General features: G+C 34.6%; 22 protein-coding genes and 1 riboswitch. Of the genes, 3 read left to right on the plus strand and 19 right to left on the minus strand.

Annotation, left to right across the window (positions count from 1 at the left end):
- The 7 genes from AB4Y90_RS02010 to AB4Y90_RS02040 all read right to left on the minus strand — a co-directional run.
- Positions 1-801: methylenetetrahydrofolate reductase (locus AB4Y90_RS02010; RefSeq protein WP_441555593.1), on the minus strand; the 801-nt coding region annotated here is incomplete at its 3' end.
- A 44-nt stretch (positions 802-845) separates the two neighbouring features.
- A complete protein-coding gene (metH, locus tag AB4Y90_RS02015) occupies positions 846-3,512 on the minus strand; it encodes a methionine synthase (RefSeq protein WP_441555595.1) in 2,667 nt (888 codons plus the stop codon).
- Positions 3,513-3,516: 4 nt separating this feature from the next.
- Positions 3,517-4,608: a fatty acid desaturase family protein gene (locus AB4Y90_RS02020; protein ID WP_441555596.1), complete on the minus strand. Its 1,092-nt coding sequence runs from the start codon at positions 4,606-4,608 to the stop codon at positions 3,517-3,519.
- A 66-nt stretch (positions 4,609-4,674) separates the two neighbouring features.
- Positions 4,675-5,685 carry a homocysteine S-methyltransferase family protein gene (locus AB4Y90_RS02025; protein WP_441555598.1) on the minus strand — a complete coding sequence of 337 codons (1,011 nt, stop codon included), beginning with the start codon at positions 5,683-5,685 and terminating at the stop codon, positions 4,675-4,677.
- 230 nt (positions 5,686-5,915) lie between these two features.
- On the minus strand, positions 5,916-7,118 hold the full coding sequence (locus tag AB4Y90_RS02030) for an O-succinylhomoserine sulfhydrylase (protein WP_441555600.1): 1,203 nt from the start codon (positions 7,116-7,118) through the stop codon (positions 5,916-5,918).
- Between the two features lie 196 nt (positions 7,119-7,314).
- Positions 7,315-8,856: an ACT domain-containing protein gene (locus AB4Y90_RS02035; RefSeq protein ID WP_441555602.1), complete on the minus strand. Its 1,542-nt coding sequence runs from the start codon at positions 8,854-8,856 to the stop codon at positions 7,315-7,317.
- A 47-nt stretch (positions 8,857-8,903) separates the two neighbouring features.
- The gene (locus AB4Y90_RS02040) at positions 8,904-9,842 is read right to left on the minus strand and encodes an alpha/beta fold hydrolase (RefSeq protein ID WP_441555603.1); all 939 of its coding nucleotides are present in this window, start codon (positions 9,840-9,842) and stop codon (positions 8,904-8,906) included.
- A 64-nt stretch (positions 9,843-9,906) separates the two neighbouring features.
- A riboswitch (SAM riboswitch) is annotated at positions 9,907-10,018 on the minus strand.
- A 186-nt stretch (positions 10,019-10,204) separates the two neighbouring features.
- On the opposite strand from AB4Y90_RS02040, the gene AB4Y90_RS02045 reads away from it, so the two are divergent.
- Entirely contained in the window at positions 10,205-12,817 is a 2,613-nt protein-coding gene (locus AB4Y90_RS02045; protein ID WP_441555604.1) for an MGH1-like glycoside hydrolase domain-containing protein, read from the plus strand.
- Between the two features lie 102 nt (positions 12,818-12,919).
- Here AB4Y90_RS02045 and AB4Y90_RS02050 read toward each other — a convergent pair whose 3' ends face one another.
- The 7 genes from AB4Y90_RS02050 to AB4Y90_RS02080 form a co-directional block, all read right to left on the minus strand.
- On the minus strand, positions 12,920-13,345 hold the full coding sequence (locus AB4Y90_RS02050; protein ID WP_441555605.1) for an OsmC family protein: 426 nt from the start codon (positions 13,343-13,345) through the stop codon (positions 12,920-12,922).
- Between the two features lie 31 nt (positions 13,346-13,376).
- Complete coding sequence (locus tag AB4Y90_RS02055) at positions 13,377-14,699, minus strand: DUF58 domain-containing protein (RefSeq protein ID WP_441555607.1); 1,323 nt, start codon at positions 14,697-14,699, stop codon at positions 13,377-13,379.
- Between the two features lie 128 nt (positions 14,700-14,827).
- Positions 14,828-15,868, minus strand: coding sequence for an AAA family ATPase (locus tag AB4Y90_RS02060; RefSeq protein ID WP_441555609.1), 1,041 nt, complete (start codon positions 15,866-15,868; stop codon positions 14,828-14,830).
- Between the two features lie 106 nt (positions 15,869-15,974).
- Entirely contained in the window at positions 15,975-17,132 is a 1,158-nt protein-coding gene (locus tag AB4Y90_RS02065) for a DUF4350 domain-containing protein (protein WP_441555611.1), read from the minus strand.
- Positions 17,133-17,148: 16 nt separating this feature from the next.
- Positions 17,149-17,943 (minus strand): DUF4129 domain-containing protein, encoded by a 795-nt coding sequence (locus AB4Y90_RS02070; protein WP_441555613.1) that lies wholly within the window; start codon positions 17,941-17,943, stop codon positions 17,149-17,151.
- Positions 17,936-18,895 carry a DUF4013 domain-containing protein gene (locus tag AB4Y90_RS02075; RefSeq protein WP_441555614.1) on the minus strand — a complete coding sequence of 320 codons (960 nt, stop codon included), beginning with the start codon at positions 18,893-18,895 and terminating at the stop codon, positions 17,936-17,938. Before AB4Y90_RS02075 ends, AB4Y90_RS02070 begins: the two co-directional genes overlap by 8 nt.
- Complete coding sequence (locus AB4Y90_RS02080) at positions 18,882-19,865, minus strand: stage II sporulation protein M (protein ID WP_441555615.1); 984 nt, start codon at positions 19,863-19,865, stop codon at positions 18,882-18,884. Before AB4Y90_RS02080 ends, AB4Y90_RS02075 begins: the two co-directional genes overlap by 14 nt.
- 27 nt (positions 19,866-19,892) lie before the next feature.
- Here AB4Y90_RS02080 and AB4Y90_RS02085 point away from each other — a divergent pair, with 27 nt between their 5' ends.
- A complete protein-coding gene (locus tag AB4Y90_RS02085; protein WP_441555616.1) occupies positions 19,893-20,642 on the plus strand; it encodes an RDD family protein in 750 nt (249 codons plus the stop codon).
- Positions 20,643-20,780: 138 nt separating this feature from the next.
- Here AB4Y90_RS02085 and AB4Y90_RS02090 read toward each other — a convergent pair whose 3' ends face one another.
- Complete coding sequence (locus AB4Y90_RS02090; RefSeq protein ID WP_441555617.1) at positions 20,781-21,257, minus strand: hypothetical protein; 477 nt, start codon at positions 21,255-21,257, stop codon at positions 20,781-20,783.
- 419 nt (positions 21,258-21,676) lie between these two features.
- On the opposite strand from AB4Y90_RS02090, the gene AB4Y90_RS02095 reads away from it, so the two are divergent.
- Positions 21,677-21,967, plus strand: a complete 291-nt coding sequence (locus tag AB4Y90_RS02095) for a GNAT family N-acetyltransferase (RefSeq protein WP_441555618.1) — start codon at positions 21,677-21,679, stop codon at positions 21,965-21,967.
- Positions 21,968-22,025: 58 nt separating this feature from the next.
- On the opposite strand, the gene AB4Y90_RS02100 is transcribed toward AB4Y90_RS02095, so the two are convergent.
- The 4 genes from AB4Y90_RS02100 to AB4Y90_RS02115 form a co-directional block, all read right to left on the minus strand.
- Positions 22,026-22,205 carry a hypothetical protein gene (locus AB4Y90_RS02100; protein ID WP_441555619.1) on the minus strand — a complete coding sequence of 60 codons (180 nt, stop codon included), beginning with the start codon at positions 22,203-22,205 and terminating at the stop codon, positions 22,026-22,028.
- 94 nt (positions 22,206-22,299) lie between these two features.
- Positions 22,300-23,274 carry a glycosyltransferase family protein gene (locus tag AB4Y90_RS02105; protein ID WP_441555620.1) on the minus strand — a complete coding sequence of 325 codons (975 nt, stop codon included), beginning with the start codon at positions 23,272-23,274 and terminating at the stop codon, positions 22,300-22,302.
- A gap of 1 nt (position 23,275) precedes the next feature.
- On the minus strand, positions 23,276-24,100 hold the full coding sequence (locus tag AB4Y90_RS02110; protein WP_441555621.1) for a UDP-2,3-diacylglucosamine diphosphatase: 825 nt from the start codon (positions 24,098-24,100) through the stop codon (positions 23,276-23,278).
- Between the two features lie 243 nt (positions 24,101-24,343).
- Positions 24,344-25,084, minus strand: a complete 741-nt coding sequence (locus AB4Y90_RS02115) for a YebC/PmpR family DNA-binding transcriptional regulator (protein WP_441555622.1) — start codon at positions 25,082-25,084, stop codon at positions 24,344-24,346.

Here is a 25,084-nt window from a genome sequence, read left to right on the forward strand (position 1 = left end):
AGCATTGATCAAATCTTCCGGTAAATCGATTTTGAAAACTTGTGGCAAGAGTTTCAAATGTTTTTTTGTAGCAATCGGTTTTATTCCGGGAATTATTGGAACTGTAATCCCCATTTCACGGGCTTTTTTCACAAATTCGATATACTTTTTATTATCAAAAAACATTTGGGTGACGATATAATCTGCTCCCGCATCTACTTTTTGTTTCAGCCATTTCAAATCATAATTCATTGAAGGAGCTTCCATGTGCTTTTCYGGATAACCTGCAACTCCGATACAAAACTTATTATGTTCGTCACAAATTTGATCATCATCATGAAGATATTTTCCACGTCCTAAATTATTGATTTGATCAACCAAATCCATTGCACTTGCATGACCTCCTAAAGTTGGTTCAAAATACTGATGCCCTTTCATCGCGTCACCACGAAGAGCCATAATGTTATCGATTCCTAGGTACATACAATCGACCAAAAGATATTCTGTTTCTTCTTTGGTGAAACCACCACAGAGCAAATGAGGAACAGTATCAACTCCATACTTATGCTGAATGGCTGAACAAATTCCCAAAGTTCCTGGACGCATTCTTGTAATTCTACGTTCCATTAAACCATTTCCTTTATCTATATAAATATATTCTTCACGGGAAGTTGTAACATCGATAAACGGTGGTTTAAACTCCATTAAAGGATCGATATTTTTATATAAATCTTCAATCCCGATTCCTTTTTGCGGCGGAACTACTTCGAGGGAAAATAAAGTTTTTCCATTAGCGTTTTTTATATGGTCTGTGATTTTCATTTAATAATAGTAAGTTTTAATTTTTTGAAATAAATTGTAGAATTTTAAATTCCGTCAGCTAAATTTGGAGAAAGCCATTTTTTAGCCTCTCTCAAAGAAATTCCTTTTCTTTCTGAATATTCTTTCACCTGCTCTTCTGTTATTTTTCCTAATCCAAAATATTTTGCATGAGGACTTCCGAAATAATACCCGGAAACCGCTGCCGTAGGAAACATGGCCAAACTTTCTGTAAGGTAAACTCCAATATTTTCTTTCACTTTTAAAAGATCCCAAATCGCATGTTTTTCCAAATGATCAGGACATGCAGGATAACCAGGCGCAGGACGAATTCCTTTATATTTTTCAGCAATTAAATCTTCGTTGCTTAAATTTTCCTGATTGGCATATCCCCAATATTCGGTACGGACTTTTTTATGCAAAAATTCAGCATACGCTTCTGCAAAACGGTCCGCAATTGCTTTTACCATAATTGCATTGTAATCATCATTATCTTTTTCGTATTGATCAGACAATTCATCAGTTCCAAAACCTGTTGTTACACAAAAAGCTCCCATGTAATCGGTTTTCCCGGTACTTTTTGGGGCAATAAAATCACTTAAAGCCAGATAATCTTTTCCTTTTGACTTTTGAACTTGTTGTCTTAAGGTTAAAAACTTTACTTGTTCCTGATTATTTTCATCATAAATCAAAATATCATCAGTTTCGTTTGAATTAGCTTTAAAAATTCCGAAGATTGCTTTTGCTGTTAATAACTTCTCATCAACAATTTTCTTTAGAATTTTCTGTCCGTCTGCAAATAGTTCTTTGGCTTGCTCACCTACAACCTCATCTTCAAGAATATTCGGATATTTTCCGTGTAAATCCCAACTTCTGAAAAATGGTGACCAATCAATAAACGGAATCAGTTCTTTTAAATCCTGATTTTCAAAAACCTGAATTCCCAGTTGATTAGGGGTAAATATTTCTTCGTTTTCCCAATCAATTTTAAACTTATCTTTTCGGGCGTCTTCAAGAGAAACATAATTTTTATCAACCTGTCTGTTTAAAAATTTTTCTCTGAAATCTGAGTAATCATTTTTCAGATCATCAACATATTCTTTATTTCGATCTCCAAGTAATGAACTTACAACATTTACAGCTCTTGAAGCATCATTCACATGAACGACAGCATTTTTATATTTTAAATCAATCTTAACTGCGGTATGCGCTTTAGAAGTTGTTGCACCACCAATTAATAAAGGAAAATTAAGATTTTGTCTTTCCAATTCTGAAGCGATGTAAACCATTTCATCCAAACTTGGAGTAATCAATCCGCTTAAACCAATAACATCAACCTGATGATCAATCGCTGCCTGAATAATTTTTTCGGCAGGAACCATTACTCCCAAATCGACAATTTCGTAATTGTTACATCCCAAAACAACACTCACAATATTTTTACCGATATCGTGAACGTCTCCTTTTACGGTTGCCATTAAAATTTTTCCGTTTGCTTTCTGAGTCTGATCTTTTTCAGCCTCAATGAAAGGCTGCAAATAAGCTACTGCTTTTTTCATGACACGGGCAGATTTTACAACTTGGGGAAGAAACATTTTTCCGCTTCCGAAAAGATCTCCTACAACACCCATTCCGGTCATCAAATTAACTTCAATTACATGAAGCGGTCTTTCAGATAACAATCTCGCTTCTTCTACGTCTTCTTCAATAAAGCGGTCGATTCCTTTAACCAAAGAATGCGTAATTCTCTCCTGTAAAGGGTGAGTACGCCATTCTAACTCCTCAACTTTTTCTTTTTTAACCGATTTATTTCGTTCAGAATAATCTAAAAGACGTTCCGTTGCATCATCTCTTTTATCAAGAATTACATCTTCAACGAGTTCTAAAAGTTCTTTATTGATTTCATCATAAACCTCAAGCATTGCCGGGTTTACAATTCCTATATTCATTCCGGCCTGAATAGCATGATAAAGAAAAACAGAGTGCATCGCTTCACGTACCGTATCATTTCCTCTAAAAGAGAAGGAAACATTCGAAACTCCTCCACTTACCGAAGCATAAGGAAGATTTTGGCGAACCCAACGTGTTGCTTCGATGAAATCGATTGCGTTTCGTCGATGTTCTTCCATCCCTGTCGCAACGGGGAATATATTTAAATCGAAAATAATGTCTTCAGCAGGAAATCCAATCTCATCAACCAAAATATCATAAGATCTTTTGGTAATTTCGAGTCTTCTTTCGTAATTATCCGCTTGACCAACCTCATCAAAAGCCATCACAATAACGGCAGCTCCATATCTTTTGATTGCTTTGGCGTGTTTTACAAACTCTTCTTTTCCTTCTTTTAAACTAATGGAATTTACTACACATTTTCCTTGTACAACCTGAAGACCCGCTTCCAAAATTTCCCATTTGGAAGAATCGACCATGATTGGAATTTTGGAAATATCCGGTTCAGAACCGATCAAGTTCAGGAATTTGATCATGGAAGCTTTTCCATCTATCAAACCGTCATCAAAATTGACATCCAGAATCTGAGCTCCGCCATCAACCTGATCTCTTGCGATATCTAAGGCTTCAGAGAATTTCTCTTCTTTTATTAATCTTAAAAACTTTTTAGACCCGGCAACATTTGTTCTTTCACCAACGTTGATGAAATTTGATTCCGGAGTAATAATCAGAGGTTCAAGCCCTGATAATCTTAAATATTTCATTTAATTATTCTTCTAAAATAAAATAAGCGTTATTCGCATTTTGCTTCAGCAAATCAACATGTTTGCCTAAAGCAGTAAAAATTGGAAATCGTTTGTAGCCCAAGTTGTTTTCTCTGGCAAACTGCTCAATTTCCTCGGTGATTTCGTTATAATACATATAACTGTAATTCGGAAAAAGATGATGGGCAACGTGAAAATTGAAATTCCCTAACATATTTCTAACAAACCAGTTATTTTCTTTTAAATCATTCGTTACTTCCAATTGATGACGAAGCCAGCTGAACGGAAGTCCGTTTTTTTCATCTAATTTCGGAAAAGCATTATCCGGAAGCGGATGTAAGGGCAACAAAACAAAAAGTGCAAAAATACTTGCTGCAATCACCTGTAAAAACCAAGCTCCCAAAGCTAATCCCAGAGAAACTTTAAAAAATAAAACAGGAACTGCAATCTGATAGAAAAAATAAAACAGCTTGAAACTGATCATTTTAATTTTTTCTGAAACCGGAATTTTTCCCTGAGTTTTCAAGATCACTCTGTCGTTATCGAAAAAGTCTCTAAAATCTCTGATAAACATCCAGTTAAACAAATACAATGGATAAACAAGAAAGAAAAAGAAATGCTGGTATTTCTGAACTCCTTTTGCTTTGATCCACGGAACAATTAATAAAAGTCCGCTCTGTTCGATGTCGGTATCCCAACCGTCAACATTTGGGTAAGCATGATGAGCAGCGATGTGTCTTTTTTTCCAGATGTATGAGTTGGCTCCCACAAAATCAAAAATCTGCAAAACAATGCTGTTCAGTTTTTTGTTTTTAAAAATATTATTGTGAGCCGCTTCGTGAATTAGATTAAGATAAATTAAAACCAATGAAATCCCCATCAAAACAAAACTGGAAATATAAACCCAATTTTTTTCGGCATTGACCAACGCAAACACATACAAACCAAAATAGACCAAAGGCAAAATAATCGCTTTGATCTGAATATAAACATCTCTGTTTTGTGGAAGTTGTGCTACACGCTGATTCACTCTTTTTCTTAATTCATTAAACAGTTTGGCATCGTCTTGATCTTTGAGATAGATTGGTTTTTCCATGGGATTTTTGTTATATATTTTAAAAAAAGTATTGGTATACTTATTCTAAATTTCAACAATCAAAAATCATACAAAATTTTTCGCTTTTCTAGGTTCGTATTTATCTACCAAATCAGCGATTGCTTTGATGTGTTCCGGCGTTGTACCACAACATCCGCCGATGATATTGATCAATCCTTTTTCTACATATTCTCTGATTTGCTCTGCCATAAATTCGGGAGATTCGTCGTACTGCCCAAAAGCATTTGGTAAACCCGCATTCGGATATGCCGAAACAAAAAAATCTGAATTGTGCGCCAATGTTTCTAAATATGGTGTTAACTGATTTGCTCCCAAAGCGCAATTGAAACCTACGCTCAGTAAATTCAGGTGAGAAACGGAGATCAAAAAAGCTTCTGCGGTTTGTCCGCTCAAGGTTCTTCCTGAAGCATCGGTAATAGTTCCGGAAACCATAATCGGGATTTGGATACCTCTTTCTTCCTGAATTTCGTCAATTGCAAATAAAGCTGCTTTTGCATTTAGTGTATCGAAAATCGTTTCTACCAAAAGAATATCTGAGCCGCCATCTAATAAAGCTTCAGACTGTTGTTTGTAAGCCAATCTCAATTCTTCAAAAGTAATTGCACGAAATCCGGGATCGTTTACATCCGGACTTAAACTTGCCGTTCTGTTGGTAGGACCGATTGAACCGGCTACAAATCTTGGCTTATTCGGATTTTGAGCTGTAAATTCATCACAAACTTTTCTGGCAATTTTTGCAGATTCGTAATTCAGTTCGTACACCAGATCTTCCATGTGATAATCTGCCATCGCAATCGTAGTGCCGGAAAATGTATTGGTTTCCAAAATATCGGCTCCAGATTCGAGGTATTTTCTGTGAACTTCTTCTATTGCTTCGGGCTGCGTGAGAGAAAGAAGGTCGTTATTTCCTTTTACGGGATGTTCCCAATCTTTAAAACGCTCGCCACGGTAATCTTCTTCTTCGAATTTATATCGCTGAAGCATGGTTCCCATCGCTCCATCCAGAATTAAAATTCTTTTGGATAAGGCTTTGTATAGTTGTTCTGAATTTTTCATTTTACTTTTTTTGAAATTGTTCTTTTCATTTTAATAGGATTTTATCCTATTCTGATTTAAATCGTCCTCTCAGGACTTTTTATTTATTTCAAACTTTTTATTCCTAAGCCTTGTCAAGGTTTTGAACCTTGACAAGGCTTGTTTTGCGCCGAATCTTTGCAGCCCGACTTGAACGAGGTCCTTCTACAAGCTCAGGATAAATTCAGGCGGATAAAGCTGCCCAAATAATTTTAATCTAATGCCTGCTTTAAATCTGCAATGATGTCTTCCACATTTTCTAAACCTACCGAACAACGAACCAAACCAGCCGTAATCCCAACCTCATTTCTCTCCTCGTCTGATAACTTGGAGTGCGTTGTGGAAGCGGGATGCGTAACAATTGTTCTGGTATCACCAAGATTGGCAGAAAGCGAACACGTCTTGATTTTATCTAAAAAATTCCTTCCGCCTTCGATGCCGCCTTTGATTTCGAAGGCTACGATATTTCCGCCCAGTTTCATCTGCTTTCTAGCAATTTCATAGCTTGGGTGAGATGGCAGGAATGGATATTTCGTTAATTCTACATTGGGATGATTTTCTAAAAACTGCGCGACTTTTAAAGCGTTTTCGCAGTGTTTTTCAACACGAATCGCTAATGTTTCTAAACTTTTTGACAAAACCCAGGCGTTGAAAGGTGACATTGCAGGACCCGTATTTCTTGCGAAAAGATAGATCTCACGAATCAAATCTTCTCTACCTACTGCAACTCCACCCAAAACACGGCCTTGTCCGTCAATTAATTTTGTAGCTGAATGTACTACAATATCGGCTCCGTATTTTATCGGCTGCTGTAAATAAGGCGTTGCAAAACAGTTATCTACAATGAAAATAAGATTGTGTTTTTTAGCAATCTTCCCGAAAAATTCTAAATCTAAAACCTCAATCGCAGGATTGGTCGGCGTTTCCAGATATAAAATTTTTGTATTGGGCTGAATGTATTTTTCTACATTTTCAGAATCTTCTGCTTTGAAATAAGTGGTCTCGATATTCCACTTCGGGAAATATTTGGTAAACAACGTGTGCGTAGAACCGAAAACCGACTGACAGCTTACAATATGATCTCCTGCATTCAACAAAGTTGCAAATGTTGAATAAATTGCAGCCATTCCCGTAGCAAAAGCATAGCCTGCTTCTGCACCTTCCATTTTTGCAATCTTATCGGTAAACTCTGTTACATTTGGATTTGAAAATCTACTGTATAAATTTTTTGATTTTTCTTCGGCAAAGCTCGCTCTCATATCCTCCGCATCTTCAAAAACGAAGCTTGAAGTAAGATATAAAGGCGTAGAATGCTCGTCAAACTGAGATCTTTCAGTCTGGGTTCTTATGGCAAGAGTCTCAAAGTTTGTTGACAGTTGCTCGTTGTTAGTTTTTGGTTGATTATTATCGCTCATAAACTTGTTTATCTTTTTAGCAATGCGTCAATTTAATTATGATTTTTTCAAATTTTAAAATTGACTCGTTACTATATTGTTATAATTTGATTTTTTAATTTTGATAGGATTTCATCCTATCCTGATTTAAATCGTCCCTTCGGGACTTTTCGGTGATGAAAGACTTCAATCTTCCATCTTCCATCATGCTACTTTTTTATTTTGTTTCACTTAATCTTAAAATATCTCCGAAAACGCCTCTCGCTGTTACTTTTGCTCCGGCTCCGGCTCCCATGATGACGATTGGGTTTTCGCCATAACTTTCGGTATAGATTTCAAAAATAGAATCAGAACCTTTTAATTGTCCTAAAGCGGAAGTTGCAGGAACTGAAATCAATTTCACATCTAATTCACCTTTTTCTTTTTGCAAATCTCCATGAAGATCTCCTACATATCTTAGCACGTGACCGGGCTCTTGGTTTTTCTTAATTTTATTGTATTCTTCATCTAATTCTTCCAACCTCGAAAGAAATTCCTGTTTTGATATAGAAAGTAAAGCTTCAGGAACCAGGTTTTGAATATTGATGTCCTTAAATTCATTAATTAAATCTAATTCTCTTGCCAAAATCAATAATTTTCTCGCTACATCGTTTCCTGACAAATCTTCTCTTGGATCTGGTTCTGTGAAACCTTTTTCCAAAGCTTCGTTTACGATGGTTGAAAATTTATCATTTCTCAAAGAAAAATTATTGAACACATAACTCAGTGTTCCTGAAAAAACACCTTTGATTCTTGTAATATTTTCACCGGAAAGATGTAAAAGCTTTATGGTATCAATCAAAGGTAAACCTGCACCAACATTGGTTTCATAAAGATAACGCTTATTTTTTTTGTTCAACGTATATCTTAGTTTACGATATTCTTCAATCGGAAGTGTATTGAAAATTTTATTTGAAGAAACCAAATCAAAACCGTTTTCTGCTAAAGCATGATAATTTTTAACAAAGTCTGTACTTGCCGTATTATCAACTACAATAAGGTTTTCTAGCTGATTTTCTTTAGAAAAATTAATGAGTTCTTCAACATTGGAAGTTTTCTCAGAAGCAAAAACTTCGTTGCTCCATTGGTTGCCAAATCCTTTTTTGTTGAAAGCAATTTTTCTGGAATTTGCTACAGCAACCACTTTTAGGTGTATATTTTTTCTTCTTTTAATTTCTTCTGAAGAATGTAAAACCTGTTCTATTAAAGTTTTGCCAACATTTCCGTGACCGATAATTGCCAAGTGAACTGTTTTTGGTTTTTTGAAAATTTCAGACTCAATGATATTTTTAGTTTTCTCATCCTGAGAAGATGTCACAACAATATTGATACGTTTTTCACTTGAGTTTTGGTTTAATAACAACGGAAAAACGTTGTTTCTTGCCAATTCTGAAAGTATTTTATTTAGATCTTCTGCCACAAAACCGATAACAGAAACATTGTTGATGCTATAAATCTGAGTAACTTTTCCTGATTTTCTTTCTGAAGCAAACTCTTCAATCAGACAGTTTACCGCTTTTTCAGAATCATCTTCGTGTACAAGAATTGACAATCCGTTTTCTACTGCCTGCTGAGAAATTATTCCCACACTGATGCGGGCAAATGTAAGTGCCTTGAAAACTCTTCCATCAATTCCTATTTCACCTAAAAAATCCGGACCTTCAAATTTGATGATTGATCTGTTCTTAAAAAATTTTATTTCGTTTGCATTACTTTTCATCTGTAACCTTTTAATTTTCTTTGTATGTGGAATTCATTTAAAACTCCTTACAAAATATTATTTATGATATTATTTAATTGACTGTATTCCATTAAAAAGGCGTCGTGCCCATGAACTGATTTGATCTCGTGATAGAAAACATCATTTCTTTTCTCTTTTAGCTTTTCAAAACCATTTTTGATTTCTGAGGCAGGAAAAAACAAATCTGTATCTACAGAGATCATGTGCATTCGTGCCTGAATTTTCTCTAACATATTTTCTTTTACATTAATATTCATCAGTAAATGATTCATCAGCTGATAAGATTTTAAACTAAATCTTTCGGCAAGAGATTTTCCATGATAATTCAGCCAGTTTTCAGATTCCAGCTGTTGTTTTTCGTGGTTAAATTTATATTGAAATCTATCGTTTAGAGACTGAGGCGTTCTGTAGCACAACATGGCATGAATTCTTGCTTTTTGAAGCGGCTCATCAATTTCATTTAATAAAAATTTCTGAACAAGACATTGTGCGTGCAACCAATCATGGGTTTTAGAATCACAGGCAATCGGAATGAAAATTTCGGCTAAATCCGGATTTTTTGAAAGCATTTCCCAACCAATTCCTCCTCCCAAAGATCCTCCGATCAGGGTGTATAAGTTTTTAATATTTAATATCTCAAGACCTTTCAGAAATATATTTGCAATATCTGAAGCAGTGAAATCTGAATATTCGTCAATAAAAAAGCCGTCATATCCGTTTCCGGGAATATTGAAACACAGAACAGTATATTTGTTTGTATCAATCACCTGATTTTCACCAATCAATTGCTTCCACCAGCCTTTTTCTCCGGCAACGTTTGAATTTCCGGTTAAGGCATGATTTACCAAAATAATTGGTGCAGAAAACAGCTCTTTCCCAAAAAGCTGGTAGCTTAACGGGATATGGTATTCTCTTTGAGAATCGGTTTTGTATAAAAAGTTAATATTTTGCAGTTCTGTTTTCAATTTTATAATTATTTAAAAAAATAAACTTGAAAATGCCATGAGAATGGTTGAAAAGAACTTCAGTAAGTTATCTGTCCAAAAATAAAGTATTTGGTAGAACGTAGCACCTTCTCTGCTTGCGCAAAGGGTTGCTAAGGTTTCACAGGGTCTAATCCCTCAACCTTTCTTGATAACATTTTCAATATGTAAATGAACGAATGGTGCAAAGATAAAACTTTTTCTTTTAAAAATTAAAAAAATTTAACAAACATAAAAAAACATAATCATAGAAGGGTTTTTAGAAGATTGTTAAGAATTATTCAGATTAAAAAAATTGGAATTATATATCAAAAAAATTAACTTAGCAATGAAAACGGCTGAAAATGAATATCGAGAAGCAAAGATTACAAAATAAAGACTGGAAAAACTGGGGACCTTATGTAAGTAACAGACAATGGGGAAATGTACGTGAAGATTACAGCGCAAACGGAAATGCATGGCATTTTGCCAATCACGATATTGCAGAAAGCCACACTTACAGATGGGGAGAAGAAGGAATTGCCGGAATTTCAGACACCAAACAGCTTTTCTGTTTTGCCCTTTCGTTTTGGAATAAAAAAGATAAAAGAATAAAAGAGCGCTTTTTCGGCTTGAGCAATCCGCAGGGAAATCACGGGGAAGACATCAAAGAAATTTTTTATTATCTTGATAATACGCCTACTCACAGCTACATGAAAATGGTGTACAAATATCCGATTAACGAATTTCCTTATGACGATATTGTAGCAGAAAACGCAAAACGCACCAAAAAAGAGCCGGAATACGAACTTTTCGATACCGGAATTTTTGATAAGGATGAATATTTTGACATCTTCATAGAATACTGTAAATCTGATGCAAACGATATTTTGGTAAGAGTCACCGTTTGCAACAGAAGCGATAAAGCCGCACCGATTGTTATTTTGCCTACAACATGGTTTAGAAATAACTGGAAATGGGGCTACAACGAATATAAAGGTCAAGTTGAAGCAGGAAAAGAAGGCTGCATCAATGTTCTTCACGACAGCCTTCCTATCAAAAAGTTTTATTCAAAAAATAAAAATGCAGAACAGGTTTTTTGTGATAATGAAACCAATCATCCTAAACTTCATGGTACACCATCTGTAGATAATGCTTACTATAAAGACGGCATCAACGATTATATAATTCATCAGACAGATACTATAAATCCTGAGAAAAGAGGAACAAAGGCTGCATTTATAATTGATGAAATCATTGAAGCAGGTCAGTCTGAAGTTTTTGATTTCAGGTTGTCGCCTTATGATATGGATGATGCTTTTTATCAGTTTAATGATATTTTTAATGCAAGAATTAATGAAGCGAATGAATTTTATGACGAAATTCAGCAGGATATTTTTAATGATGATGAAAAAAATGTGCAGCGACAGGCTTTCGCAGGCCTTCTTTGGAACAAACAATTCTATCATTACAATGTCGGAAAATGGCTGAAAGGCGATCCTAATCACGAAGCGCCAAGAGATTTTAATCATTACGTACGAAATACCGAATGGGAACATCTTCACAATAAAGATGTCATTTCGATGCCTGATAAATGGGAATATCCTTGGTATGCGACTTGGGATTTGGCGTTTCACTGTGTACCTTTTGCGATTATTGATGCAGATTTTGCTAAAAATCAGTTGCTTTTGCTTACCAAAGAATGGTATATGCATCCGAACGGACAAATGCCTGCTTATGAATGGAATCTGAGTGATGTCAATCCGCCTGTTCATGCATGGTCTTGCTTCAGGGTTTTTAAAATTGACGAAAAAACAAACGGCAAACCCGATCTTTTATTTTTAGAAAAAGTTTTCCAGAAATTGCTCCTGAATTTTACCTGGTGGGTTAACCGAAAAGATAAAAACGGAAAAAATATTTTTGGCGGAGGGTTTTTAGGTCTTGATAACATCGGTGCTTTTGACCGAAACATGGAGCTGAAAGACGGCGAACATCTCGAACAAGCCGATGGAACGAGCTGGATGGCAATGTATGCGCTGAATATGATGCGAATGGCGATGGAACTCGCCCAATATTATCAGGTGTACGAAGATATGGCGATCAAATTTTTTGAGCATTATCTATATATTGCCGAAGCAATGGAGAATCTGGGCGAAGGAACGAAAGGACTCTGGAACGAAGAAGACGGTTTTTTCTACGATGTTTTACAGCTCGGAAACGGAGAAAGTGTTTCATTACGTCTGAGAAGTATTGTAGGTTTGATCCCGATGTTTGCAGTTGAAATTATCGATCATCATTTACTCGACAAGATGCCGAATTTTCGGGAAAGAATGGATTGGGTTTTGAAAAACAAACCTGAGCTTACCTCGCTCGTTTCGCATTGGGAAGAAGAAGGAAGCGGCAGAAAACACTTAATGAGTATCCTTAGAAAAACGAGGCTTACAAAAGTTTTAAACAGAATGCTGGACGAAAAAGAATTTCTGAGTTCTTACGGAATCCGTGCGATGTCTAAAGTTTATGAAGAAAATCCGTTTGTGTTTACGGTTCATGGAAACAAAAATGTAGTTTATTATACTCCCGCAGAAAGTGACAGCCGAATGTTTGGCGGAAACAGCAATTGGCGAGGCCCGATTTGGTTTCCTATCAATTTTTTAATTGTTGAAAGTCTGCAGCGTTTTCATTTTTACTATGGAAACAGCTTAAAGGTGGAATTCCCGACCGGAAGCGGAGAAAAGAAAAACCTGGATGAAGTTGCCCAGAATATCAGCGGAAGGCTGTGCTCGATTTTCTTAAAAGACGAAAGCGGACAGCGTGCTTTTAACGGCGGAAATTATAAATTGAATTATGACCCGAATTTCAAAGATTACATTACATTTTTTGAATATTTTCACGGTGATAACGGTCGCGGTGTAGGAGCTTCCCATCAAACAGGGTGGACTGCAACTGTTGCCAAACTGATGAAGCCGAGACTGGCGTAATTGGTTTGAGTGTAACAGAGTTTGAGAGTGATAGAGTTTTTGAGTTTGAGTGAATTCTCAAATACTCAAAAAACCCTCAAACTCTCCGACTCAGGATTCACTCTATTGCTCAACCTTTTCTCCGTTTACAAAAACTTCGTAAGCGATTTCTACGTTTGGTTCTAAGGTTTTTGATACGGAACAGTATTTTTCGAATGATAATTCTGATGCTTTTAATGCTTTCTTAGGATCCATGTTTCCTTCCAATAAAAACTTTACAGTAATTGATTTAAATGGTTTTGCATCGTCAACAGGGATTCTTTCACCTTCCACTTCAGCTTTAAAACCCGTAATTTCCTGTCTTTGTTTTTTAAGAATATTGACAACGTCGATTCCGCTGCAGCCTGCAACTGCCATCAAAACACTTTCCATCGGCGAAACACCTTTTGCGCCCGGTTGAGATGTATTGTCTAACAAAATTGAATTTCCCTGAGCATTGGTACATTCAAATAAAAAATCGTCGTTTATTCGGTTAAGTGTTATTTTCATTGTTGCTTATTGCTTATTGCTTATTGCAAAGTTATAAAATTCCTCTTGCTTTGATCTCAAGATATTTATTAATCACATCTACATTCAGGTTTTCCGTTAAAGTGTAGACAGAATAAATACCGTACTTTCTCAGTTCCTGGATGATGAGTTTTTTTTCAAATTCAAATTTTTCGGCGATAATTTCGTCATAAATTCCCTGCATACTTTCAGGATTGGTATGGATGAGTTTTTGAATTTCATTATTTTTAAAGAAAACTACGACCAGCAAATGGTTCTTGGCGATTCCCCGCAAATATTTCATCTGCCTGTTTAATCCATCAAGCGTTTCAAAATTAGTAAAAAGTAAAACCAGACTTCTCTGATTCAGCGAGAATTTTACATCCTGATACAACCTGTTGAAATCACTTTCAAAAAAATCTGTTTTAATATTGTATAAAGCCTCTGAAATTTTTCTTAATTGTCCGGATTTATTATCGGCAGCAATTTTATTTTCAGCTTTTTTTGAGAAAGTCATCATTCCGGCGCGGTCGCCTTTTTTCAGAATAATATGAGAAAGCGCCATTGTCGCATTGATCGAATAATCGAGAAGACTTAAGCCATTGAATGGCATTTTCATCGTTCTTCCTTTATCGATCAGCATAAAAATACGCTGCGATTTTTCGTCCTGAAACTGGTTTACCATCAAACGATTTGTTTTTGAAGTCGCTTTCCAGTTGATCGTTCTTACATCATCTCCCGGAACATATTCTTTGATCTGCTCAAATTCCATCGTATGTCCCAGTTTTCTGATTTTCTTGATTCCGCCTAAAAGAAATTCGTTCTGAAGCGCCATCAACTCGTATTTTCTTAAATGAATAAATGACGGATAAGAAGCTAGAGAAGTATCTTTCTGAAATATAAATCTTTTGGAAACGAAACCAACCGGCGATGAAGCATAAATATTTAGAGCTCCAAAATTATATTCGCCCCGCTCTTTAGGTTCTAAAAAATACTGAAATAGTGTATTTTTTCCTGGCTGGATCTGCTTTTTAATTAAGAAATCTCTTTTCTGAAACTGGAAAGGAATTTCATCAATTACTTTTATATTGATTTTAAAAATGTAATTGTTTTTAATATCAACTTTCACTGCATTTTCGTCGCCATTCGATAATTTTTCAGGTAAAATTCTTTGCGCTAAAACAGCATCTTTCTGCCTGAAAACAAGCAAATAATCCACAAACGCTGTAAGAAAAGTCAGTAATAAAACCCCATGTCCCAAAATCATAAAAAACGGAAAGAAAAATGCCAAAACATAAAGCATTCCCACACCGATGAGTGCGAAAAAAAAGCGGGTATTGATGTAAAGGTTTTTCATTTTCAGGTTCTAAATCTTTGTATAATTGATTTTTATTTAACGCAAAGAGACGCAAAGATTTTTTAATCTAATTGAGAATATTTATCGTTCGCAAAGGCGTTTCACTCAGCAAAGGCTGAATTTTAAACCTACCTCGGAATTTCTATTCCTTCCAAAATCTGACGAATAATTTCATCAGCTGTCAAACCTTCCATTTCTCTTTCAGGTGAAACAATGACTCTGTGCCTTAAAACGGCATAACTTGCTTCTTTAATGTCTTCCGGAGTTACAAAATCTCTTCCCCGTAATGCCGCAAAAGCTTTTGAAGCGGTTAATAATGCTAAACTTGCTCTTGGCGAAGCTCCTAAATACAAAAATTGATTTTCTCTTGTATTGATGATGATTTTAGCAATATATTCAATCAGTTGAGATTCAACAATAATTTCTTTTACTAATTTCTGATAATTATTTAATTGTTGTGCCGTGATTACTTTGTTGACTGCTTCAGTTTTATCTTCCAGCCTGTTATCGTGTTGATTTTTAATAATTGCAACTTCCTGCTCAAGATTAGGATAACCTACATTGATTTTGAATAAAAATCTATCAAGCTGGGCTTCGGGAAGTCTGTAAGTTCCTTCATGCTCGATCGGGTTTTGAGTGGCAATTACCAGAAAAGGTTCATCCATTTCGTAACGTGTTCCGTCAATGGTAATCTGCTTTTCCTCCATTACTTCAAACAAGGCAGCCTGGGTTTTTGCCGGAGAACGGTTGATCTCATCAATCAAAATAAAGCTTGAAAAAATGGGTCCTTTTTTAAACTCAAATTCAGAATTTTTCATGCTGAAAACCGATGTTCCTAAAATATCTGAAGGCATTAAATCTGGTGTAAACTGTATTCTGCTGAAATCTACATCTATCGTTTTTGCCAGTAATTTTGCCGTAATTGTTTTTGCAACGCCCGGAACTCCTTCAATCAAAACGTGACCGTTGGAAAGTAGAGCAGCCAAAAGATGTTCGACCATATTTTCCTGACCGACAATTACTTTTGCAATTTCCGTTTTTACTTTATTTAAACTTTCACGAAGCTCAATCATATCAATTCTTGACCGAAATTCGTCCTGAGTTTTTTGTTCTTTATTTAAATTGATAGAATTTTGATTTTCTAAATTCTGTTCTTCGTTATTTTCCATTTCTTTTGTTTTTATTTGAATAGTTTCGCTCCTACGGAGCTCACATTTTGTGGTATTAATTTTTACATAGGTCAGACTCCTACGGAGCCTTCCTCAACTGTTCTAATTATTTTAAAATCTCATCCAGGAGACTATTCATTCTTGCCAAATCTTCTTTCATTACACTTGCATAAGGATCCTGTGCTTTTTTGATCAGGATGATTGCTTCGTTTACCATTTCAGCAGATTTTCCGGTTTTAAGCTGAAGTTTTTTGGCAAATTCTTCATCCAGATTTTGGGTATCAATAAGAAGGTCAAGCCTTACTTTATTTAAAAAATATTGAGCTTTTTTTGCCATCATATCGTGGAAATCACCTTCCTGCATGTAGAGATTTCCTATACTTTTTACAAATTCAGCAGAAGTATTTTTCAGAGGTTCGATGATCGGAACGATTCGCTGTTTTCTTTTTACATTAAAGAATATAAATAAAACCAGCCCACCCAAAAATACCCACCAAGCATATTTCAAAGCCGGGTTGGAAAGTATGAAGCGCAATAAAGAGCCCGATTCTTTGGTATTGCTTTCTACAAACCACAACGTTTCCCTATCGCTCAGATATGAAAAGACACTTTGCGCATATTTTACATTTCCTGATTGTAAAAGATAATAATTTGTTAAAAAAAGCGGTTCGCAATGCACATAAACATTTCCTTTTCCGAATGGTGCTTTGATAAAATTTGCTTGGTCTTCATTATTTTCCTCAACTGTTTTTCCTAAAATCTGAACATTGGGTTTGATGTAAGAAAAGCCTCTTCCTGATGGAAATTTATCCAGCTTAATAAAATCATTCTGGTATTTTTTATCGGTCAGTTTCAGAGCATTTTGATCTTCATAGGAAATTTTTGAGCCGTAAAAACCAATTGTGTCTGAAATATTTTTCGGGAGTCTGTTGGCAATAATCATTGCATCAGAACCTTTGGAAACCTCATCTAAAATTTTATTCCAGGATTCGGGATCCATTTCACTTTCTACAATGAGAATATTGTGTGGTTTCTTGCTGTTTTGTGGGTAATAATCGTAAGGAGCAACGTCTATTTTGGTGAGGTTATTTTTAAATAAATCTTTTGCCTCTTTATTAAACACAAAAAGCCCGAAAGGTGACTTCTTATTGACATCAAAATTTTTCCGCCAGTCGGTAACTTCCTTTTTATTAACTTCAAGCAATGCCAAAATCACCATGATAATGATGAAAATAACAGCATATATTTTGAACGTTTTATTCATTTTAAAAGAAGTTTAATTAAGGTTTAAAACTGTGAAACTGATTTTTAAATTTGCCATAGCTTTGCTCATCAATACCAAACTCGCCATACCAAACATAATCGAAGATATAGGAAAGCTTGTAAAATTCATTTTTATGATGGGCAGCTTTTAATTCGGCAACATAATCTTTATTTGTTTTTTCCGGATTCCAAAGGATGAGCTTTTTATCGCTTAGTTTTTTTAGAATATATAAAAACTGGTAACGAACTGCAGAACGGTAATCTCCGTCGTTTTCAAATCTGGCAATACTTTGAGGGAAATTGATCTCGTGGATGTTTTCGTGAAGTTCTTCTTCATTAATCTCTATTTTTTTATTCTTTTTACCGAAAAACAAACTTCCGTTGGTTCCTATCAAATATTTAATGATAAAATAAAGTAAAAAACCGACTAATATGATGGCAAAAAGCCTAATCACAACAGTCGTAATCTGCGAAGAAGTCTCTAAACTTGTTTCACCAAAAATGCTCTGCAACAGTTTGGCAATTTTCCGTTGAAGTTTTTCAAAAAATGATTCTCTGGGTTTGGAAGTTGTATAATCAAACTCGCTTCCTTTGTATCTTGAAGGCAGGTTTTCTTTAAATTTCTTTGGAAAAACAGTGTTTTCAGTCTGAGGATTGGCTTTTAAAACAGAATCTRCAACATACATATTTCTGTAATGATTGGTCGATAGAGAATCTGTGTAGACTTCAGTATAAATTTCATCATTATATTCCTGAGATTTTAAAACCCCAAGATTCAGAAAAATCAATAAAAAAAACAGAAATTTATTCATTGATGCCGATTGTTTCAATTTCTTCCAACTCTACTTTCTGGTGAAAATCTCTTCGGCTGTCGTAGTACATCAATCCGGAATTTACATACAGCATATTCGATAAAAAGAATGAGACCAACAAAGAAATACCATATATTACAAACATCATGACTCCGAAGCTTCCTGCGAAAGGATTTTGCTCAAAATTTGCATCAGGTGCGGTCGTTGTAATTTTTAATATGAAAAAAAACATCGGTATTGCAGTAAAAATAGTGGTAATTACATACAAAATAATTGCAATAACAACAGTAGAACCCCAATATTTCCAAAACGGTGATCTTTCTCTTCCATTGGTATAAGAAAACTGCGATCGTATAGAATAGCTTAAACTTTCGAAAAAACCTCTTTTGCTGTTGAAGTAATCATACATTAAAAATGTAGTCACATTAAATAATACGGGATAAATCAGCAACATAAGAAAGAAACCGATAATGATCAATATCAACGCATAAGAAATTCCTATTAAAATAAATGATAACGGCGTTACAATAAAAATCATTCCCAAACAAAGCTTTCCTATTTTGCCGGCATTTTTTTTAAAATCACCAAGAATATCATCGGTTTTTATTTTCACCTCACCTTCTGCCAATCTTTTAAGATAAAAAACAGGGAAAAGATAATTGACAATCATCATTATTAAAAAAAGCAAGAAAGTAAGCACTCCCACGATCACAAACATTCCGATATTGTCTTCAAAATAAGATTCGAAATAATAGCTTTCACCACTCATATTGGAGCCAAAAATTTGCATAAACAATTCTCTGTACCCGAAAATAAATACCGCAACCATCAGAATAAGCAAAAGCCCGTTCAGCAGAATATAATTTTTGAAATAGTTTTTACCGTATAATTTGAAAAAGGTAAAACTGTCGCTGATAAATGCTCCGAAATCTCTTTTTTTATAAAACTGCATTATTGATCTGATTTTTTAATCTTCGGTTAACAATATGAGGATAAACAAAATAATAAAACCCAATAATTCCCAAACAGCCAAAAATGATGAAAAGATTAAGCGACAAAGGCATGTTTAAGGCATGTCTCGTTACGTAACCTTCAATAATTCCGGCACAAATGGTAAAAGGAATTGTGCTTAAAAATATTTTGAATGAATTTTTGAATCCGTTTTTAAAAGAATTAAACCTTGAAAGTGTTCTGGGAAAAAGGATCGATGTTCCGAGGATCAATCCGCACATTCCTTCAACGACCATACTGAAAATTTCAAATGTGCCATGAAGCCAGATTCCTCTTGCGCTGTCTCCCAAAGCTCCGTGTTCGTAGAAGAAATATTGAAAAGTTCCCAACATCACCGAGTTATACATCAGAAGATACAAAGTTCCGAGTCCGCCCAAAATTCCGTAGATGTATAATTTTGCGCCGACAATGATGTTGTTGAACGTAATTCCGATGGTGCTTCCCCACGTTGATCCGTCCTGATAAACACCTACCGCATTTCCTTCTTTGATGTTTTCGAGAGTCATGTTTACATAGCTTTCGCTTAAGATAAGATTCGCAAAATCTTTATCGTAAATTGCCGAAAGAACGCCAATCAGCATAAAAAATATAAAGAACAAAAACGAATAAATTAAATATCTCCTGTTTTCATAAACAATCAAAGGGACTTCAGTTTTAAAGAAATAAACAATGCGGTTTTCTTCAACTCTTTTGGTTTTGTAAATTTTCTGGAAAATCTGAGACGACAGATGATTAAGATAAACCGTTGTATTACTTTTGGGATAATACGTCTGTGCAAAAGAAAGATCGTTGACGAGGTTGATGTACAACGAAGACAGGTCATCAGGATTTTTTTTAATTTTCCCTTGAACAACCTGCTCAATTCCCAACCATTTTTCTTTATTTTGTTTAATGAAATAAACTTCTCTCATAATTGTAAGGCTAAAATAATAAAAATTATGTCTCAAATTGCGATAAATACCTCTCAAAATGTAAATATTAATTTTATCACGGCAAGTATCGGAGAACGAATGGTAGCTTACATTATCGATACTCTTATAAAAGCAGCTTATCTCGTGGCAACGTTCTATTTATTTTTTAATATTTTCAATTTAGGATATATTTTAAACGGCTTAGATCCCTGGTCGCAAAGCGCCATTTATATTGCTCTCACATTACCTGTTGCTCTCTATCCGCTTGTGTTGGAAAGCTTAATGGAAGGGCAGACTCCAGGAAAAAAAGTAATGAAAATACGGGTGGTAAAAATCGACGGTTATCAGGCAAGTTTTGGTGATTATCTTATCCGTTGGGTTTTCAGGTTGATTGATACCACTTTTGCCGGAATTGTTGGTTTAATTTCGATGATCGTTTCTAAAAACAACCAGCGATTGGGAGATATTGCTGCAGGAACAGCTGTGATTTCACTTAAAAACAACATCAACATTTCTCATACTATTCTTGAAAACATTAATCATGATTATGTTCCTACTTTTCCGCAGGTAATTGGTTTAAGCGACAATGACATGAGAATTATCAAAGACAATTATCTAAAAGCTTTGAGAATTGACGACCGACAAGTCATCACAAAACTTTCAGACAAAATAAAAAGCATTCTGAAACTTGAAGTAGATCCCACAAAAATGACCGAAAGACAGTTTATTGGAATCGTGATTAAAGACTATAATTATTACACTGGGAAAGAAAGTTGAGAAGTCAATGGTGAATTTTGCTTTGCAAGTGAATGGTGAATTTTTGCAGCATAAGTGATTAATTTATCTAATTTATCCTGGAAAAAATTGACAAGTGGAACAAATTGACAATTCACAATTCACAATTTACTTAATATATCATTGCAAAAGTGACCAAATTCCGAAACCAATCCCTGCATAAACAGCAACCGTAATAATATCTGCAATAGGTTGAGAAAAACGCTTTTCCGCAATTTTTTCGGCATCGATCTGGTTCTTATGGAATTTCAGAACTTTCTCACGACTATGAACCGGATGAGCAACCAGACTATCACCTTCCCAACGATCAACTATTACTTTATATGATCTTCCTTCAACATCAATTTTCACATTTTTATTGGCAGCAAGTTTCTCCTGAATAGTCATTGGCGCAGATGGTTGTTGTATATTTTGGCCTTTACTTTGAGATTTGGCTTTTGCTTTTGCCATTTCCTCGGGAGAAGCATTTACAGGAGCCTTACTATTTTTAGCTGCCTGATTGTTTTCGGGTGCAATATCCACAGTTTTTTTAACCTGATAAGTATAGCAACTCACAAGAGAAAATAATAAAATGATGAGATAAAGATTTTTTCGCATTAGCCAAATTTAAGAATTAAACGGAATATTTGATATTTTCTTTTAAACAATTCTGATTTTTAAAAAAAATTCCTGTTAAAATTAAATTAGATTTACAAGAACCTGTTTAAATTTGAATATATTTTTAACATTAAGAAATTAAGACCTTTTAGCTTAAAAAACTTAATAAAAAACAATTCATTGTTGCCTTAATCATATTCAGCTTAACGATCTAAAATTCTTAATGTTAAAGATAAGAATAAACAAAGTTTATTTAGTTTAGAGAATTAAGAGATAGTTTTTAAAAAAAGATTAAATAAATTTCAAACAGGTTCTAAAATTAACACATAAAAAGAATTTACATCTCACCATTCACATTTCACTAAACAAACTCAATCGGTGCAGTTTTTGTATTTTTAATTTTAGTTAAAATATAAGCTATGAGATTCGAAAACAATAAATCCGGGAATGGCGGCGTCATTACACTCAACAACGAGATAAAAGAAGTGGGAAGACTTACTTACACCATTTTTCCTGAAGACAAAAAACTAATTATTTCATTCGTATTGGTACATCCCGAATTTGAAGGCCGCGGAATGGGGAAATTTCTTGTAGAAGAAGCCATCAAATTTTCCAGAGAAAATAACTGGAAGGTCTATCCTCATTGTTCCTACGCAAGAGCTGTAATGAGAAGAATGAATGATGTGGAAGATATTTTTTTACAAAATTAAATTCGCTTTGTAATAAAAAAGACCGTCAAAAAACGGTCTTTTAACTTTCAACTGCAAGCTATTTGGGTTGAATTGGTCCTCCCGGGCATTGAATTCCGTTGCAATTTACAAATCCGCATGGCGGTAATTTCGGGTCGCAACATGAGATAACACACTGAGAACCTTTTTCTCCGGCATACCAGTTTTTTAATTCGTTTTTAGACAGGGTTTTAAACCCTTTCATTTCAGATTTTTTCATTTAATGATTTTTTGGTGTTAAATTTATTTTACTTAAAGTAAATATAACAAATTCACCAATCAACCTTTGAAAAATTTATAACATAATTTTAATATTAATGAACATTTAATACGTCATTCAGCAATATACTTTCAATATCATCCGGATAATCTACCTGGAAATGAAGATCTGAAGCTACCCAATTTTTAATTTCCTCAACTTCCAAAACTTTAGAATTGGGAATCCCCATTTTGTCTAAGGCACAAGCGTTGCATTCTTGCTCATATTGATTATGAATGGGGATTACAAATAGTTTTTTATCCATAAAAAGTGCTTCTGCGGGAGTTTCAAAACCTGCATTGCATAAGATACCGTCACAGTTTTCGAAATATTTCAGGTATTGAATTTCATCAATCGGAAAAACCTCAACATTTTTTTCTTTTCTCTGAAGCTTGCTGTGCTTGGAAAAAACTTTCCATTCTACAGGAATTTCACTTAAAACCTTTATTATATTTTCATCAGAAAAACTTGGAAGATAAACTACATAAAATCCCTTTTTATCAGGATTCAGATTTCTGATTTTTCTTCTGATAACGGGCTTCTTGATTTGCGGATGATAATTTTCAAAATGAAAACCAATTTTTCTTTCGCTCGGGACGTAATATTTCAAAATTAATTCTCCGAAAAAATCTTTTTTATCTGGTTTTGGCGTTTCTTTAAAACTCATTGAAGCCTGATGACTCAGCTCAATCATATTTAAATTTTTAGTTTTGCAAGCCCAGCCTGTCAAAGGTTCATAATCATTGATGATTAAATCGTATTTGCTTAAATCGATTTGCTTAATTGTTTTAAAAGCTTCGAGAAAATTATTTTCAAAAAGGATTTTTTTATAAGAAATTCCGCCCTTTTTATTATAAAGAAGAGAAATACCTTGATGCTGAAAATTAATGGGAAAATCCGCTTTCAACTGTGATTGATGCCCGCTGATCAAAGTATCTACGGAAGCATATTTTTTGAGAATAGGAATAATTTCCTGAGCACGAGCAACATGACCGTTTCCTGTTCCCTGAAATGCATATAAGATCTCCATTTTAAGTGAATTGAGTTACGATTTTCAAAAGATCCGAACTGTTAATATCCTGAATTTCTTCCGATTCATCGTCTTTCAGCAAATGTTTATGATCTTCATAATGAAAGATTTTCCATTCGTTTTGATTAAATTCCAGAGCAGATAAATTTTCTATCCAGTCGCCTGAATTAAGATAGGTACACGATCCTTTTTTATTGGAAACTACCCGCATTTGAGGTTGATGAATATGTCCGCAAATTACATAGTCATAACCATTATCAATAGCAAGCTCGGAAGCTGTCAGTTCAAAATCGCCAATATACTTTACCGCTTTTTTTACATTGTTTTTGATTTTTTTTGAAAATGAATATTTTTCTTTACCCATTTTTTCTAAAAACCAATTCACAATATTATTAATGACGATTAAGAGATCATACCCTTTTCCGCCCAGCTTGGCAATCCATTTTGAGTGCTGAACCGAAGCGTCGAAAACATCTCCGTGAAAGATCCAGGTTTTTTTCTCGTTTAAATTTAAGCAGAGTTTGTTGACAACTTTTAGTTTGCCCAATTCGAAATCGGTAAACTTCCTGAACATTTCATCGTGATTACCGGTAATATAATAGACATCTGTGTTTTTTGTAGCCAATGAAATGATCTTTTTGATCACTTTCAAATGCGGCTTAGGGAAGTAAGATTTTTTAAACTGCCAAATATCAATGATATCACCATTTAAAACTAACGTTTTCGGTTGGATAGAATTTAGATACCGTAGAAGTTCTTTGGCCTTACAGCCGTAGGTTCCTAAATGTACATCCGAAATGATAACAAGCTCAACGTTTCTTTTCAAATTGCAGATATTTTATCTTACTAATGATCAAATGTGATCGCCATATCAATTAGTATTTACATTTACCAAGGATGGCGATTTCACAATTGATTCTTATGCAAAGAAACTAATTGAAAATGAATTGTATATGAATGCTATATTATTTTACTGCTATATTTAAAAAAATTGCCACGAATACACAAATTTTACATTCATGAATTCATGGCAATACGTTATGATCTGCAACAAACAGCAGTTTTATTATTATAAAGAATCTAATAGTTCGTCTGTAATTTCCATATTGTGATATACGTTTTGCACGTCATCATCTTCTTCGAAACGATCAAGCATTTTCATATTTGCTTTAAACTGATCTAAAGAAACCTCTTTTGTATTATTTGGAATTCTTTGTAATTCTGCGCTTTTAGCTTCTATTTTAAGCTCATCTAATTTGTGAGACAAAGATCCAAAATCTTCAAAAGCCGTAGTAATCATTACTTCTTCTTCATCTTTTTCTACATCTTCTGCGCCGCCGTCGATCATTTCCATTTCAAAATCATCCCAATCCATTTTCACTTGCGCCAAATCGATAGTGAAAATCCCTTTTCTGTCAAAGATAAAAGCTAATTCGCCATTCTTACCAAGATTACCATCAAACTTATTGAAGATTGCTCTTACGTTGGCAACAGTTCTGGTTGTATTGTTAGTTGTACATTCTACAAAAAATGCAACACCTCCCTGTCCGTAACCTTCATAAGTAATTTCTTCGTAATTTTCTGCATCTGCACCACTTGCTTTCTTAATAGCTCTTTCAACATTATCTTTTGGCATATTGGCTCCTTTTGCATTTTGAATGCATCTTCTCAATGCAGGATTAGCTTCGGGGTCTGTTCCGCCTGCTTTTACTGCTAAAGCAATGTCTTTACCTATTTTAGAAAAAGTCTTGGCCATTTTATCCCAACGTGCCATTTTTGAGGCTTTTCTATATTCAAATGCTCTTCCCAT

Origin of the sequence: Chryseobacterium sp. 2TAF14 (assembly GCF_052115105.1) — a bacterium.
GTDB lineage: Bacteria > Bacteroidota > Bacteroidia > Flavobacteriales > Weeksellaceae > Chryseobacterium.

Bases quoted from the DNA above. Each gene is read 5' to 3' on its own strand.
- metH (WP_441555595.1), bottom strand. From the start codon at position 3,512: ATGAAATATTTAAGATTATCAGGGCTTGAACCTCTGATTATTACTCCG.
- AB4Y90_RS02020 (WP_441555596.1), bottom strand. From the start codon at position 4,608: ATGGAAAAACCAATCTATCTCAAAGATCAAGACGATGCCAAACTGTTT.
- AB4Y90_RS02025 (WP_441555598.1), bottom strand. From the start codon at position 5,685: ATGAAAAATTCAGAACAACTATACAAAGCCTTATCCAAAAGAATTTTA.
- AB4Y90_RS02030 (WP_441555600.1), bottom strand. From the start codon at position 7,118: ATGAGCGATAATAATCAACCAAAAACTAACAACGAGCAACTGTCAACA.
- AB4Y90_RS02035 (WP_441555602.1), bottom strand. From the start codon at position 8,856: ATGAAAAGTAATGCAAACGAAATAAAATTTTTTAAGAACAGATCAATC.
- AB4Y90_RS02045 (WP_441555604.1), top strand. From the start codon at position 10,205: ATGAATATCGAGAAGCAAAGATTACAAAATAAAGACTGGAAAAACTGG.
- AB4Y90_RS02050 (WP_441555605.1), bottom strand. From the start codon at position 13,345: ATGAAAATAACACTTAACCGAATAAACGACGATTTTTTATTTGAATGT.
- AB4Y90_RS02055 (WP_441555607.1), bottom strand. From the start codon at position 14,699: ATGAAAAACCTTTACATCAATACCCGCTTTTTTTTCGCACTCATCGGT.
- AB4Y90_RS02060 (WP_441555609.1), bottom strand. From the start codon at position 15,868: ATGGAAAATAACGAAGAACAGAATTTAGAAAATCAAAATTCTATCAAT.
- AB4Y90_RS02065 (WP_441555611.1), bottom strand. From the start codon at position 17,132: ATGAATAAAACGTTCAAAATATATGCTGTTATTTTCATCATTATCATG.
- AB4Y90_RS02075 (WP_441555614.1), bottom strand. From the start codon at position 18,895: ATGCAGTTTTATAAAAAAAGAGATTTCGGAGCATTTATCAGCGACAGT.
- AB4Y90_RS02080 (WP_441555615.1), bottom strand. From the start codon at position 19,865: ATGAGAGAAGTTTATTTCATTAAACAAAATAAAGAAAAATGGTTGGGA.
- AB4Y90_RS02085 (WP_441555616.1), top strand. From the start codon at position 19,893: ATGTCTCAAATTGCGATAAATACCTCTCAAAATGTAAATATTAATTTT.
- AB4Y90_RS02090 (WP_441555617.1), bottom strand. From the start codon at position 21,257: ATGCGAAAAAATCTTTATCTCATCATTTTATTATTTTCTCTTGTGAGT.
- AB4Y90_RS02095 (WP_441555618.1), top strand. From the start codon at position 21,677: ATGAGATTCGAAAACAATAAATCCGGGAATGGCGGCGTCATTACACTC.
- AB4Y90_RS02100 (WP_441555619.1), bottom strand. From the start codon at position 22,205: ATGAAAAAATCTGAAATGAAAGGGTTTAAAACCCTGTCTAAAAACGAA.
- AB4Y90_RS02105 (WP_441555620.1), bottom strand. From the start codon at position 23,274: ATGGAGATCTTATATGCATTTCAGGGAACAGGAAACGGTCATGTTGCT.
- AB4Y90_RS02115 (WP_441555622.1), bottom strand. From the start codon at position 25,084: ATGGGAAGAGCATTTGAATATAGAAAAGCCTCAAAAATGGCACGTTGG.